A 13,701-nucleotide genomic window follows, 5' to 3' on the forward strand; every position below is an offset into this window, starting at 1 on the left:
TTTATCATCTAAATGGCTATAGTTGACATTATCAACTTAATTGAAAGTTATTTCAAGCGGAGACTCCAATGAACACACAAGCCGTAATGCCAAACACCGTGATTGAACAAACCAAAACACCTGTTATCCAAAAAATCTTGGTTGTGATGGGCATGATGACCTTAATGGGCGGAACAATTACCGGTGCTATGACTTACATGAATCTTGGCTTCACTGAAACATTCTTTTCTGACTGGGTGACCAACTTCTTAACTGCTGCATTGACTGTAATGCCATTGGGCTTTGCGATGATGGCACTACTAACTAAAGGTGCTGAAAAGCTGTTACCGAATATGGCAACTAAGCCGCGCGATGCTTTAGTTGGTGTGACCATGGCTTTGATAATGGAATCTGGAATGGCATTCACTAGCGCATATAACAATATAGGTCTAGACAGCAGTATTGCTCTAGCAAACCAAGTAGAGTTTTTGAACGCGTGGAAGGCTGGAATAATCGGCGCTCTGCCTGTTGCGTTGATATTGATGATCACCGTTTCGATGACAATTAAACCTAAAGTTGAAAAGTTTCTAAAAAGCTAATGCTGCCTGTATTGAACCGACTCTTCCCTCTAATTTTTAAACACCAATGCTTATTTAATACTGATAGTTATTTGACATTAATACTTATTTAACACTGATGGGTATTGAAAGTTGATAGGTATTTAACATCAAAAAGGTAAATTTTATGATCCCTAAAATCCGTAAAGACAAACAATACCGAGTAACAATTGAAGAAATCGATGCGCAAGATCAGAGTACTAAGACACTTCAATTTGAATTCCAAGATCGTGAAGATGTGTTCAATGTTGTCGAAAATCTTAAAAAAGGCAGTGGGTTAGAGCCAGAAACAGCAACGAAAGTTGCGGTTGCTCTTCGCCTATTAGGACCCGTAATGATGAAAGATCGCAAACACCCATTATTTGTAAACTTCATGCCTCACTTTAAAGACTTCATGCACAACTTAAAAAGTGTGGTGAAGGAAGCGGTTAAGGGGTAATTATTGTTTTGTGATCGCATAGATAATGAACTAAACAGGGTGTTATTGATAAGAAACGATTGAAAAGGTATAAATATTTGCTCTGGAAAGTAACTTAGAACATGGAAAGTTAGAATGGAAGTATGTGAGTCAATTGAATTTTCAACGTTTTCACCAATTCGCACCCCAATTAATTCCTACAGCGAGTTAAGAGCATCTCTGACTCCTCATGAGCACAATGACTTTTTGGTTGGGTTGTCTTCTATTCTGCAGCAATTTTTCATCCCAAAAGAAAAACTAAAAAGTGATGGATATTGTGATATTAATCATGATAACCATCCTTATTTTTTCCAACCTTTATTTACTGGTGAAGTTGATTTAAAGAATGTAGACGCATTTTTAGTAAATTCTGAAGAAATTTCTTGGTGGGAACGATGTGAAATAAAGCAATGTGAAATTCATTTTTTTGATGACTCTATTGCAGTCCTAAAATTTGACTTCCGCTTTATCAACCCAGATAGAATACAACTTGAAATGTTAAAAAATGGTCAGTTTGATCGAGATATCTCTGGTTTAGTTAAACATATCTACACACTTTGTATTTACCCGTACTTATCAAAAATATATACAGTTCTGAATGACATAGCCCTTTCTAATATAGTTAAGCCCAAAGAGTTTTTCATCTTTAATGATATTGATTTTTCTGCCTATGAGCCTAAATACGATACAGTTCTGTGGACTGGGCGTATGGCGTATATGCCTAAGGGAGCGAGTGAACTATTAACTAATTCGTTACATGGCTGGGTTGGTTTAGCTGATGGAGATGAAGCCGATAGTTTTGTCCTTGGTTCTGGCAACATATTGATTAACGAAAGTATTCAAGAAAATGACTGGGGAAGAATACTTGTTGTTTGTCAAAGTTATAACGCAATTCTATACTTACTAAATTTAAAGCTAAAAGAAAAATATGCTGAAATTTCCGGCGGGAAAAGGGCAAAAAAACATAAGCAACCGAACTTAACAGGGACACTTGGACATACAGTTAGAGCCTTAGAGCATATTGAATTTTGTCAGCTAGAGTTTAAAGATGCCATGATAGGAACACAGGCAAAAAGAGCCTTAATTATGGAATTATTGTCAAAAGCTTGGAAATTACCAGAGCTGGAAAAATTGACAATCCATAGAGCAAATCTTATAAAATCTAGAATTGATACGATACTAAAAGAGCAGCAGGTAAAAATAAATCGTTCTGTAGAGTACTTACTTTCTGCTATCGGTTGTTTAGCTATTGTTGACTTAACCATTACGTTGGTTTCAACTTCAAACAATTTAAAACCGGATAATATTCCTGGTCTTTTCGATTTGTTCAAAGCAATACCTCATGATGGTTCTGCGTGGGTATCAATTTTCTTAGTTGTTATTATTTCACTATATCTTTATAAAATAAGGAATTCGTAAAATGAACGAAAATAGAATTCGCCTAGTCGTGATTTTTACAGTTGATGAAAAAACTAAGATTCCTGTTGTTTGTGATGAGCTTGGGATACTGTTGAGCTATCACTTTGGGGGCGTTACATTTGCGGATAGTAATGGAAATGCGGTTGGGTTTTGGACTGAACAAAGTGACCAATTTTTAGATACTTTTACAGCAAAACCAACGAAAGAATCCATAGTTATTTTCTCTTTATCAGTGATGCCAGATAAACATAATGAAGCTATTAATGTATTGAAGAAATCAATAAAAGAAGTCACCCAAAAATTTCACACATGCAGTAATCATGTACATGTTGAATCACAAAATGTTCAGGCTCACCATTTTTCTTTGAATGACCTTAATTCGAATTAATAGTTCTTATATTGAGTTGCCATTGTTTCTGTTCTCTAGCAAAGAACATCCTAGTTACTGCTTCTTATGTTCTCTAATATATAGAACGCGTGGCTATTTCTTTAACTCACCAGAACCTTGAGCCGCTAAGAATTGCGCCATCACACTTATTTCGGCTTCAGTGTAGTGCTCCATCGCTATTTCCATGGGTACGAAAAGACCGTTCTTTCGTTTTTTGTTTTTGTAATCTTTCATTTGATTGAATAGGTACATTTCGTTCTGTCCGCTAATTTTAGGGTACATCGGCATGACCGGTTCATTGCCGGTTTCTCCATGGCAAGTCGCGCATCCTCCCTTTCCCGGAGCGATGTAGAGTGCTTCACCAAGCTCAATGTTAGTGCAAGCGAACGTTTGAATCGAAAGGATGGAAGAAAGAATAATCAGCGGCTTTAGCATTCATTTACTCCTTGCTCGCTAAACACGTTAGCCAGCTATCTAAATCTTCAGGTTTGGTTCTGATATAGCCAGAATAGCCAAATTTAACGTGGTTATTAACGACGATCATTGTCGCAGGTAAGCCTTTAAAGTCCCAATCGTGTAGCAGTCCAAAATTAGGTTCAATCGTGTCAGGAAGATGTTTTATATTCAGTTCTTTAAAGCGAGCTTCTAAGGCTGGTTGATTGTCGCCTAGATGTATCGTTTCAATGGCATAATCCGAACGGTCAGCAATACTGTCGAGCATTGGTAGTTCTTTCAAACATGGCGGGCACCACACTGCCCACAAGTTAACTAAGGTGACAGGTTTTGAGGTGGGGTAATCCCATTGAAGGTCTTGTTTTGCTTCGGTAAAGCCTTCAGGTGCTGGGCATTCTGCTGCTTTCAGTGAGCCAGCAAAACAGAGGAAGACAAGAAGAACCCCCAAAGTTTTCGTCATGTCCTTATTCATTCAAATACTCCCCCAAGCTTTTAGCGATTTTTGCGCCGCCTTCACCGTAGCCATAGACATCAATCAATTCTCGATCTGGTCCGTAAAAGTAGATATAGGCTGAGTGATAAACTTCATACTGCTTAGGCAGAGGTGGGTAAATAGGTTTACCTTCTAAGCTGTAACCGTAAGTGGCTTTTAGGCTTTTTGCAGCGATTTTTACTTGTTCAAGAGTACCCGTTAAGCCCACCATTTTAGGGTCAAAGTACTTCACATACATATCGATATTCTTAACGGTATCTCGATTTGGATCGACAGAAATGAAAATAGGAACAACTTGATCTGACTGTTCTGCCAGCCCATTGACGGCTGTTGCTAGATCAATAACGGTCGTTGGGCAGATATCAGGGCAAGATGTGTAGCCAATACCAATGAGAAGGTGTTTTCTTTCCCAGTTTTTTTCGGTAACTGACCCTAAATGATGCTCTTGGAGGTCGAATTGTAGGGGTTTAGCCATCGCCCCTATGCTTAACATGCTGATCGCCAGTACAGAATAAATGGCAAATGAAAAAAGAAGTCGCATCGTTATTCCTACTTATCAATTAATGGCACACGGTATTCGTAATACCCATCACTAAGTGTTGTGGGTGCTTAATTCCAGTGTCTATCGGGGCGAGGCGCTTATTTTTTCTGATATCGTAAATAAACAGTTCGCTATTATCTTGCTGGGTGGCAAATAAGGTTTTCGAATCGGAAACCACGACCACTTCATTCAATGGGTTTTCTAAAGGAAGTTGTGTTGCGGGTTTGTTCTCTGTTAACTCGAAGATATTCAAGCTATTGGCACTTTCTACAATGCCAATGGTTTCTAACCAACCGGTACGAATTGATTTAGGGGCATGTTCGAACTTAAACGAATTGACGGCTTCACCAGACCAAGTATTGAAGACTTTAGCTTGGCCGTTATCAGCCACAAAGACCATATGCTCAGAATCTGAGCTGACATAAGGACGCCATGGTTTCGCTTCCATTAGGTATGTCTTGTAATGTGTGCTACTGAACAAGTCCCACACATAAACGGAGTTGGTTGTATATTCAGATACCAGTGCCAGACGAGCATCTGGTGAAAGGGTAATATCAGACACTAACCCGCTGCCAAGCTGTAAATCAGTCCGTTTTCCATCATGAGTGCGATAGATGACAGTTTTTCCGCTGTTGGCTTCTGTAACGTATAAGTTATAGCCACCGTTATCGAAGTTCATGCTAAATGGACTGTTGACTTGAGTGATACTTGCAACCCGCTCTTGTTTTAGCGGTTTGATGATTTCAATTTTATTGTTAGTCGCCACTGCAAGCTGTGCGCCATCGGAATGGAAAATAATATTTTCCGGCACACCAGACACGCTCATTTCTGAGTGCGTGTGGTGAATCAAGTCGTAGCTATAAACTTTGTTTGTTTTGCCGTCGATATAGACCAACAAATCTTGTACATCAGACACTACCATTTCTACAGGTTCGGCTTTCAAAGTCAGTTCGCCTGCAAGTACATAGTCAAACGTATCAATGACTGCAACGTTAGCAGTGCGCTCTCCGGAAACAAAAGCCCAGCGAGCACCATCATCATAGCGAGGTAACTCAGTGGCAGAAATATTGGAGCATAAGAGTGCAACTGAAATAACGAGCAGTTTTCTTTTCATCATATATCTCTGATTGGTAAGTCCAAAAAAGTGAGTGGTAGAAGTCAATTTGTCTTAGGTGATGTGCCAAATAAAGCTGAAGGCAGAATTAATGAAACTAAAGTCGTCGTTTAAGAAATCATGAAGTCATTAATAGGTTGGTAGGCTTGGAAGTAAATAGGCAAAAACCACCAAGCCCACCGATATTGATTTTGATTGCTAAACCCAATTAAGCTTTGTATATAATTATATAGGGTTAATTTTTGGAAAAATACGCTGTTTCATAATCGCTCCTATTCAGAAATTGAATAGCTTAAGCAGCAGAAGACAGAGCATGTTAGGCGTTGGTATTTGCTTGATTGAAGATTAAAAAAGAGAGATCTGAGAAGAATTCAGCGTATCTTTCTGTATTCATAGATACTACATTGCTTACTTTTACATTTACTATCACCAAACAAGGAAGATCCATTGGATATCGTTAAACTGCTTGAGAAGTCAATGTCGATGGATGAATCCAGTTGGCAAAGGCACTCTAACCCTTGGAGTGTTTATTCTCGGTTTACTCTTTTGCCACTGCTGTCTCTGGCTTTTTGGTCTAGAGATTGGATAGGTGTGTATTCTATTATCCCTATCTTGATGTCTTTTATATGGGTATGGGTCAACCCTCGTTTATTCAGCGCTCCTAAAACCACCAATAATTGGGCTTCCATGGCAACCTTTGGTGAGCGTATTTATTTGAATCGAAATGTAGAAACTATCCCAGAGCATCATGTAAAGCCTATCTTAGTGTTGAAATCTTTAACTGGAATTGGCTTACCTATATTCATTTATGGGTTGTGGACTTTAGATCTAGGCTTAGTCTTGGTTGGAAACCTGTGGATTATGGTTTTTAAGGCTTGGTTTGTAGATAGGATGGTATGGCTATACCTTGATATGAAAAGTACTAAAGCTGAGTATGAACAGTGGCTTAAGTTTTAACTTCTCTTTTTAAAATTAGTCTTTCTCATTTTATTTCCTTCGTTTTGCTTGACCTTCCCCCTAGGGTAACCTTTACACTCACGCTGTTAATTTAAAGGTTAGTTATGACAAACACACTCCGAACAATTTGGATTACCGTGTTCAGCATTATCGCAATGTTGATGTCTAGCTATACCTCAAGTTCACCGGTAATGATGCTTGATATGACGCCTCCCCAAGCCATGGCAAGTATGATGAGCGATTGCCACCTTCCAGATAGCTTGGATAAACATCAGACTGGCATTTCTTCATTACCCCAGCCAAAAGATCATCATTCGTCAATGTTAGCCATGAGTGATCATGCTCATCATGACACTGACTCTCAACGTTCAAGTAAAAACAAAGCCAGTCACCATTGCCAGGGAACTTCTGACACCGTACATAATTGCTGCATGTCGGTTTGCTCTTCTGTTTCATGGCCATTGAATACTTCCCATATTCCTTTTGAATTATCCCCTTCGCTAGCACAATACCAACCTTTGGTTATTGGCAATAAAGTCTCGCGTATTCAAACCCTGCTTCGCCCACCTTCAGAATCTATCTATATCTAAAAAACAGAGCTACATCAGAGAACTGATCTGATTTAGCCGATCTTTTATGAGCGTTATTTAACGCTAGATATGGACAATCATTGTGATTATACATCCCAAAAGTGCGGTGCTTTCTTTGAGCATGAGCATCATGGCGGCTGTTATGCCTGCCACTTTATATTCGAATATTGCTTTTGCGGGCGAGAGCCTTGTGGTGAGCAAAACCTACAATTCAAATCTGCAACTCAAGAATCTTATTGAGATGGCGTTATCTCATGACGCCAGTAGAAAGCAGTACTTTTCTCAATCGCAAGCGATGCGAGAGTCTGGTGTCGCTAGTGCAACCTTGATGGATCCGAAACTGAAAGTGGGTTTTGGAGGGCTGCCTGTTGAGTCATTTAAGTTTGATGAAGACCCTATGACCAATATTTCAGTGGGCTTAATGCAACAATTCGAACGTGGCTCGACATTAGATTTGAATCGAAAAAAGGCAAATCAGCAAGCCAATGTTGTCGACCATCAAGTTCAAGTTCGTGAATATGAAATTGCAAATAGCATGACTCAACTATGGCTAGAACTTGGCTATCTTCAGCATGCTGAGCTTCTCATTACAGAAACCCAAAGTCTGATGGTTGAGATGGAGCAGTATGTTAAGACCAATTATTCAATCGGTAAGAGTGAAGCGCAGGATTTACTGAATACTCAGCTTCAGGTGAATAAGCTTGATGAAAAGTTGCAAGCTAACCAACAAATGCAACAACGAGTAGTCTCACAGCTGTCTGAATGGCTAGGTGGACTGGGGCTTAGAGAAGATTGGTTGGGTAAAGAGTTGCTAAATAGAGAGTGGCAGGGTGATAAGCGGTTCGATGACAATCGGTACAATTCATCTTCCTTGAGCCAAGTCAGCTTTGAATTGGATTGGGGACTCTTAGATTCACGCCTGAAAAATCATACCAGTGATACGCAATTTTATGCGCTTCTCAATCAACACCCTATGGCTCAAATGGCGGATGCTACCATTTCTGCAAATCGCACGCAAGTGGAAGTCGCAGAACAAGCTTTCACACCACAATTTGGTGTCGAGGTGATGTATGCCTACCGTCAAGCCGACAACATGATGGGCGAGCCTGCTTCTGATTTACTCAGTGCTTACCTGACTATGGATATCCCATTATTCACGGACAATCGACAAAATAAAAATCTCACCGCCGCTCAATATCAAGTGGGCGCTTCGCAATATCAAAAAGACGCGCTGTTGGCAAAAATGAATGCCCAAGTGAATGTTTTTCTGAATGACAAAATGAATTTGATGGAGCGTATTGAACGATATCAAGATCGATTAATTCCTCAATCTCAAGCTCGTATTGCCGCTGTAGAAAGGGGCTATCAGAATAATACCGCTCAGTTTGGTGATGTGATTACTGCCACGACAGATGAGCTGGCGCTAAAAATTGAATTGACACGTTTAATTACCGACCTAAACCAAACCAATAGCAAACTTGCCTCATTACTCGGTGGCTTCGAATATCAAGTTTCCAGCCCCTCTGAGCAATCCCTAGGTCAGGCTCAATATCCAAATTACATTAAAAATCCGAACCACATTCAATACCCAAGTCGCGTTCAATATTCAAATAGCATTCAAAAGAAGAACGACACTAATAAGGACATCAAATGAGTACATTTAAAACGGCAAGCCTTGCTTTAGTTATTGGTGGAGTTTTGGGGTACGGAGTGAATATCTATTTCACTGGTATGAGTCACGACATGATAGGGATGCCTCAAGGCAAACAGACTCAAAATAAACAGGCAGAAAATGATGAACCACTGTACTGGGTTGCACCTATGGATCCGAATTACAAACGCGATAAACCCGGGCAGTCGCCAATGGGAATGGATTTGATCCCGGTATATGCAGAAGACACGAATGGGGAAGACGATAAACCGGGGACGATAAAGATTGATCCTTCGGTAGAAAACAACCTAGGGGTGAAAACCGCGACTGTTTCTAGAGAGGCACTTTCACCATTGATTGATACGGTAGGCTACATCGCTTTTGATGAAAGCCAGCTATGGCAAATCAATGTGCGTATTTCTGGTTGGGTAGAAAAGCTTCATATTAACGCAGTTGGCGAACAGGTAAAAAAAGGAGAAGTACTGTTTACTCTTTATTCTCCTGAATTAGTTAAGGCGCAAGAAGAGCTAATTAGTGCTTACAAAACCAACCGCAAAGGAATGATTAAAGGGGCGACCGATAGGCTCGCAACCTTAGGAGTCGACCGCAATCAAATTAAGGCGATAGCGCGTAAAGGGAAAGCTTCACAAACTATTGAAGTAAAAGCGCCCGCAGACGGTGTGATTGCAAGCCTAAATATTCGTGAAGGTGGTTATCTCTCCCCTGCTCAAGCGGTGATCAGTGCGGGACCGCTTGATGAAGTTTGGGTAGATGCGGAAGTATTTGAGCGTCAGTCTCACTGGATCAAAAAAGGCAATTTGGCATCAATGACGCTAGATGCATTACCCGATGGAGAGTGGAAGGGAGAGGTGGATTATGTCTATCCGATTCTTGACCCTAAAACTCGAACATTGCGCGTTCGATTACGTTTTTCCAATCCTCTAGGGCAACTTAAACCCAATATGTTCGCTAACGTTACCTTAAAACCGGTTTCCAATAGCGAAGTATTGACGATACCTCGTTCGTCTGTGATTCGTTCTGGAGGCATGACCCGAGTCGTTATTGCGGAAGGAGGTGGAAAGTATCGCTCTGCCCGCATTGAGGTTGGGCGCGAGGCCGCGAATAACGTTGAGGTATTAAGCGGTTTAAAACAAGGAGACAGCATTGTGACGTCTGCTCACTTCATGCTGGATTCCGAATCTAGCCAGTCTGCCGATCTTTCTCGGATCAACGGAGTTGAAGCGCCGATTGACACGGCTTGGGCGAAAGGGGAAATCACGGATGTGATGGCCGGTCACCGAATGCTGACCATTAATCATCAACCTGTTCCTGAGTGGAATTGGCCGGGCATGGTGATGAATTTCAATGTAGCAGAAGGCATTGAGTTTGAACCATTTAAGCCAGGGCAAACTTTTGAATTTGAAATGCAGAAAGGTGAATCAGGGCAGTATGACATTGTGGATTATAAGCCGCTATCTAGGGCACAGACCGGTAAACCTCAAGCCATAAACGAAGTTTGGATAAACGGTGAAATCAGCATGCTGATGGCTGATTTTGGGATGATCACGTTAAACCACCAAGCGGTCTCTGAATGGGATTGGAATTCTGGAGAGATGAACTTCTCGGTCGGAGATGCAGTTAAGTTATCTGACTTTTCTGAGGGGCAAAAGGTTCGCTTTTTAGTGGTAAAGCAAGGTTCAGAGTTCTCTTTGAAAATGCTAGAGCTTAAATCGCTAGAAGCTGTTGATAGTAAAAAAGGTTCAGCGAGCACAAAAGCTATTACCGCAATACAACTAGGCGAGGTGGACAATGATTAATGCCATTATTCGCTGGTCTATTGGGAATCGATTCTTAGTTATCATCGCGACAATTGCGATTGTTTTTGGGGGCTTGCATAGCGTTAAAAACACACCTGTCGATGCTATTCCTGATCTCTCTGATGTACAAGTAATCATAAAAACGAGTTACCCAGGACAAGCGCCACAGGTCGTTGAAGATCAAGTGACTTACCCATTAACAACAGCGATGCTAGCGGTGCCAGGTGCAGAAACCGTGCGTGGTTATTCGTTTTTTGGTGATTCGTATGTCTACATTATTTTTGATGATGATACTGACATGTACTGGGCAAGATCTCGCGTTTTAGAGTATCTAAGCCAAGTAGCACCAAAGCTTCCTTCTAATGCTAAACCTACATTAGGTCCTGATGCGACAGGTGTTGGGTGGGTATACAGCTATGTGTTGCAAGATAAAATGGGCAAACATGATTTAGCTGAACTTCGTAGCTTACAAGATTGGTTCTTAAAGTATGAACTGCAAACGGTCGCGGGTGTATCGGAAGTTGCGACGGTGGGCGGCATGGTTAAGCAGTACCAAGTGCAAATCGACCCCGCTAAATTACGTGCTTATGACTTAACACTTCAGCAAGTTAACAGCGCCATTAAAAACGGTAATCAGGAAACAGGCGCTTCGGTAGTGGAAATTGCTGAGGCTGAGCACATGGTTCGCACTACCGGTTATCTGACCAGCATTGAAGACATTCAATCCTTACCATTGAAAGTAACAGAGAAAGGAACGCCGCTTTTATTAGGGGACATCGCAGATATTAATCTTGGACCACAAATGCGTCGCGGAATCTCTGAACTTAATGGCGAAGGTGAAGCCGTAGGTGGTGTGATTGTGATGCGATTTGGGGAGAACGCCAGTGAGGTGATCAACTCTGTCAAAGTCAAATTAGCAGAGCTGCAACGAGGCTTACCTGAAGGTGTAGAAATTGTCGCAACCTACGATCGCTCAACTCTGATTGATTCTGCCGTTGAGAACCTTTGGAAAAAATTGGCAGAGGAATTCATCGTTGTTGCAATCGTGTGTGCGCTGTTCTTGTTCCATATTCGTTCTTCTATGGTTATTGCACTTAGCTTACCTGTCGGTATTTTAGGGGCATTCATTGTTATGCATTGGCAAGGGATTAACGCCAATATCATGTCTCTTGGCGGTATTGCGATTGCGATTGGAGCCATGGTCGATGGTGCGATAGTAATGATAGAGAATGTGCATAAGCATATCGAAAGGACACCATTAACAGATAAAAACCGTTGGCAAGTGATTCGTAAAGCAGCAGAAGAAGTGGGGGCACCTTTGTTCTTCTCTCTGATCATCATCACATTAAGCTTTGTTCCTGTATTTGCCTTAGAAGGGCAAGAAGGCAAGATGTTTTCACCGCTTGCGTTTACTAAGACGTATGCGATGGCTGCATCTGCAGGTTTGGCGATTACGCTTGTGCCAGTTCTCATGGGCTATTTCATCCGAGGAAAAGTACTTCCAGAGCATAAAAATCCGGTAAACCGCAGTTTAGTGGCGCTGTACAAACCACTGCTGAACTTAAGCTTGAAGTACCCAAAAGCGATGATTGTATTGGCAATTGGGCTAATGGCTTCAGCGTATTATCCAGTGAGTAAGCTTGGCAGTGAATTCATCCCACCATTGGATGAAGGCGATCTTATGTATATGCCAACTACCTACCCAGGGATCTCTATTGGCAAGGCGCGAGAACTCCTGCAACAAACCAATAAGCTGATTATGACAGTGCCGGAGGTTGAAACTGCATGGGGCAAAATTGGCAGGGCTGAAACTGCAACCGATCCTGCGCCTTTGACCATGATAGAAACCGTTATTCAGTTCAAGCCTCGTGAACAATGGCGTGAAGGCGTGACGGCTGAATCATTGCGTAAAGAGTTTGATGAACTTATCCAATTCCCAGGTTTAACCAATGCGTGGGTAATGCCGATAAAAACACGTATCGATATGTTGGCTACCGGTATTAAAACGCCGATTGGAATCAAGATAGCCGGTCCTGATTTAACGGTTATCGAGGGTATTGGATCTCAAATTGAACCAATCCTCAATAACGTGACGGGAACTGCTTCAGTTTACGCTGAACGGGTCGCTGGTGGGCGTTACGTCACCATAGATATCAAGCGACGTTCAGCAGCACGTTATGGTCTTAACATTCAAGATGTCCAACAAGTTATCTCTACCGCGGTAGGCGGCATGAATGTCGGTGAAACTGTGGAAGGCTTAGAACGATACCCAATCAATGTTCGTTACCCGCAAGATTACCGTGACTCAGTTGTGAAACTGCAAAACTTACCTTTGGTGACTCCCAATGGCGCACGAATCGCCTTGGCAGATGTGGCGGACATTCGCTATGAAGACGGTCCTCCAATGATCAAGACTGAAAATGCTCGACCGAATGGTTGGGTATTTGTCGATATTGATGGACGTGATTTAGGGTCTTACGTGGTAGAAGCGCAAAAGGCAGTGGCGGATCAATTGGAGCTTCCTGCTGGCTACTCTCTGGTGTGGTCCGGTCAATATGAATATATGGAACGCGCAAAAGAACGCTTGAGCGTGGTCGTGCCTATTACTGTTGCCATCATTATGCTGCTGCTTTATCTGAGCTTTCGTCGGGTGGGAGAAGTCATGATCATCATGCTCACTTTGCCGCTCGCGATGGTCGGTGGTTTGTGGCTGATGCATTTATTGAACTTCAATTTTTCAATCGCAGTTGGGGTTGGTTTCATTGCTCTTGCTGGAGTGGCTGTTGAAATCGGCGTCATCATGTTGGTCTATCTCAACCAAGCTTGGCATTACAAAAAACTTGATGCTGCCGAATCACAAATAAGGCTTGAACAGGGTGATCTTATTGATGCAATTCGCGAAGGGGCTGGTCTCCGAGTTCGCCCTGTGATGATGACAGTGCTGACTGTGATTATAGGGTTAATACCCATTATGTATGGTGAGGGCACTGGTTCAGAAGTGATGCAACGAATCGCTGCGCCAATGATCGGCGGTATGGCTTCAGCATTAATGCTCACGTTGCTGGTGCTACCCGCAATCTTCATGTTGTGGAAGCAGCGTGAGATAAGCCGTTCTCATGATATTGAGCCTGCATTAACAGAGGCGAACGAAACTCACTAGATGAATTGAAGTAAAGCTGACTTCAAAAAAGACCAAACTGATTTTGAATAGCTCTCAAACACGGC

12 protein-coding genes and 1 pseudogene are annotated in these 13,701 nt (G+C 41.8%); 9 read left to right on the plus strand and 4 right to left on the minus strand.

Annotated features, from left to right (window positions below):
* Nucleotides 1–68: 68 nt before the first annotated feature.
* From F0226_RS11500 to F0226_RS11515, 4 genes are all read left to right on the plus strand, one after another.
* Nucleotides 69–578 carry a DUF2798 domain-containing protein gene (locus F0226_RS11500; protein ID WP_171735774.1) on the plus strand — a complete coding sequence of 170 codons (510 nt, stop codon included), beginning with the start codon at nucleotides 69–71 and terminating at the stop codon, nucleotides 576–578.
* Between the two features lie 145 nt (nucleotides 579–723).
* Nucleotides 724–1,035, plus strand: a complete 312-nt coding sequence (locus tag F0226_RS11505) for a DUF3861 domain-containing protein (protein ID WP_171735775.1) — start codon at nucleotides 724–726, stop codon at nucleotides 1,033–1,035.
* 114 nt (nucleotides 1,036–1,149) lie between these two features.
* On the plus strand, nucleotides 1,150–2,472 hold the full coding sequence (locus tag F0226_RS11510) for a hypothetical protein (protein ID WP_171735776.1): 1,323 nt from the start codon (nucleotides 1,150–1,152) through the stop codon (nucleotides 2,470–2,472).
* 1 nt (nucleotide 2,473) lies between these two features.
* Nucleotides 2,474–2,860 carry a hypothetical protein gene (locus F0226_RS11515; RefSeq protein ID WP_171735777.1) on the plus strand — a complete coding sequence of 129 codons (387 nt, stop codon included), beginning with the start codon at nucleotides 2,474–2,476 and terminating at the stop codon, nucleotides 2,858–2,860.
* A 93-nt stretch (nucleotides 2,861–2,953) separates the two neighbouring features.
* Here the strand turns inward: F0226_RS11515 and F0226_RS11520 are convergent, their stop codons facing one another.
* The 4 genes from F0226_RS11520 to F0226_RS11535 are packed head-to-tail and all read right to left on the minus strand — an operon-like array spanning nucleotide 2,954 to nucleotide 5,464.
* Nucleotides 2,954–3,295 (minus strand): c-type cytochrome, encoded by a 342-nt coding sequence (locus F0226_RS11520; RefSeq protein WP_171735778.1) that lies wholly within the window; start codon nucleotides 3,293–3,295, stop codon nucleotides 2,954–2,956.
* 4 nt (nucleotides 3,296–3,299) lie between these two features.
* A complete protein-coding gene (locus tag F0226_RS11525) occupies nucleotides 3,300–3,785 on the minus strand; it encodes a TlpA disulfide reductase family protein (RefSeq protein WP_171735779.1) in 486 nt (161 codons plus the stop codon).
* Nucleotides 3,778–4,347 carry an SCO family protein gene (locus F0226_RS11530; protein ID WP_171735780.1) on the minus strand — a complete coding sequence of 190 codons (570 nt, stop codon included), beginning with the start codon at nucleotides 4,345–4,347 and terminating at the stop codon, nucleotides 3,778–3,780. Before F0226_RS11530 ends, F0226_RS11525 begins: the two co-directional genes overlap by 8 nt.
* A 19-nt stretch (nucleotides 4,348–4,366) precedes the next feature.
* Nucleotides 4,367–5,464 (minus strand): WD40 repeat domain-containing protein, encoded by a 1,098-nt coding sequence (locus F0226_RS11535; RefSeq protein ID WP_253820805.1) that lies wholly within the window; start codon nucleotides 5,462–5,464, stop codon nucleotides 4,367–4,369.
* Nucleotides 5,465–5,908: 444 nt separating this feature from the next.
* On the opposite strand from F0226_RS11535, the gene F0226_RS11540 reads away from it, so the two are divergent.
* From F0226_RS11540 to F0226_RS11560, 5 genes and pseudogenes are all read left to right on the plus strand, one after another.
* Nucleotides 5,909–6,418: a DUF6653 family protein gene (locus F0226_RS11540; protein ID WP_171735781.1), complete on the plus strand. Its 510-nt coding sequence runs from the start codon at nucleotides 5,909–5,911 to the stop codon at nucleotides 6,416–6,418.
* A 104-nt stretch (nucleotides 6,419–6,522) separates the two neighbouring features.
* Entirely contained in the window at nucleotides 6,523–7,008 is a 486-nt protein-coding gene (locus F0226_RS11545; RefSeq protein ID WP_171735782.1) for a hypothetical protein, read from the plus strand.
* 121 nt (nucleotides 7,009–7,129) lie between these two features.
* Nucleotides 7,130–8,530 (plus strand): annotated as a pseudogene (locus F0226_RS11550) (TolC family protein); the annotation flags it as partial.
* Between the two features lie 128 nt (nucleotides 8,531–8,658).
* Nucleotides 8,659–10,476, plus strand: a complete 1,818-nt coding sequence (locus F0226_RS11555) for an efflux RND transporter periplasmic adaptor subunit (RefSeq protein ID WP_171735783.1) — start codon at nucleotides 8,659–8,661, stop codon at nucleotides 10,474–10,476.
* The gene (locus tag F0226_RS11560; RefSeq protein ID WP_171735784.1) at nucleotides 10,469–13,636 is read left to right on the plus strand and encodes an efflux RND transporter permease subunit; all 3,168 of its coding nucleotides are present in this window, start codon (nucleotides 10,469–10,471) and stop codon (nucleotides 13,634–13,636) included. The genes F0226_RS11555 and F0226_RS11560 overlap by 8 nt, the downstream gene beginning before the upstream one ends.
* The last annotated feature ends 65 nt before the right edge of the window (nucleotides 13,637–13,701 follow it).

This window comes from Vibrio sp. 99-70-13A1, from assembly GCF_013114625.1.
In the GTDB taxonomy this organism is placed as follows: Bacteria; Pseudomonadota; Gammaproteobacteria; order Enterobacterales; family Vibrionaceae; genus Vibrio.

Coding starts and splice junctions, on each gene's coding strand:
- F0226_RS11500 (WP_171735774.1), top strand. CDS start 69: ATGAACACACAAGCCGTAATGCCAAACACCGTGATTGAACAAACCAAA.
- F0226_RS11505 (WP_171735775.1), top strand. CDS start 724: ATGATCCCTAAAATCCGTAAAGACAAACAATACCGAGTAACAATTGAA.
- F0226_RS11510 (WP_171735776.1), top strand. CDS start 1,150: ATGGAAGTATGTGAGTCAATTGAATTTTCAACGTTTTCACCAATTCGC.
- F0226_RS11515 (WP_171735777.1), top strand. CDS start 2,474: ATGAACGAAAATAGAATTCGCCTAGTCGTGATTTTTACAGTTGATGAA.
- F0226_RS11520 (WP_171735778.1), bottom strand. CDS start 3,295: ATGCTAAAGCCGCTGATTATTCTTTCTTCCATCCTTTCGATTCAAACG.
- F0226_RS11525 (WP_171735779.1), bottom strand. CDS start 3,785: ATGAATAAGGACATGACGAAAACTTTGGGGGTTCTTCTTGTCTTCCTC.
- F0226_RS11530 (WP_171735780.1), bottom strand. CDS start 4,347: ATGCGACTTCTTTTTTCATTTGCCATTTATTCTGTACTGGCGATCAGC.
- F0226_RS11535 (WP_253820805.1), bottom strand. CDS start 5,464: ATGATGAAAAGAAAACTGCTCGTTATTTCAGTTGCACTCTTATGCTCC.
- F0226_RS11545 (WP_171735782.1), top strand. CDS start 6,523: ATGACAAACACACTCCGAACAATTTGGATTACCGTGTTCAGCATTATC.
- F0226_RS11555 (WP_171735783.1), top strand. CDS start 8,659: ATGAGTACATTTAAAACGGCAAGCCTTGCTTTAGTTATTGGTGGAGTT.
- F0226_RS11560 (WP_171735784.1), top strand. CDS start 10,469: ATGATTAATGCCATTATTCGCTGGTCTATTGGGAATCGATTCTTAGTT.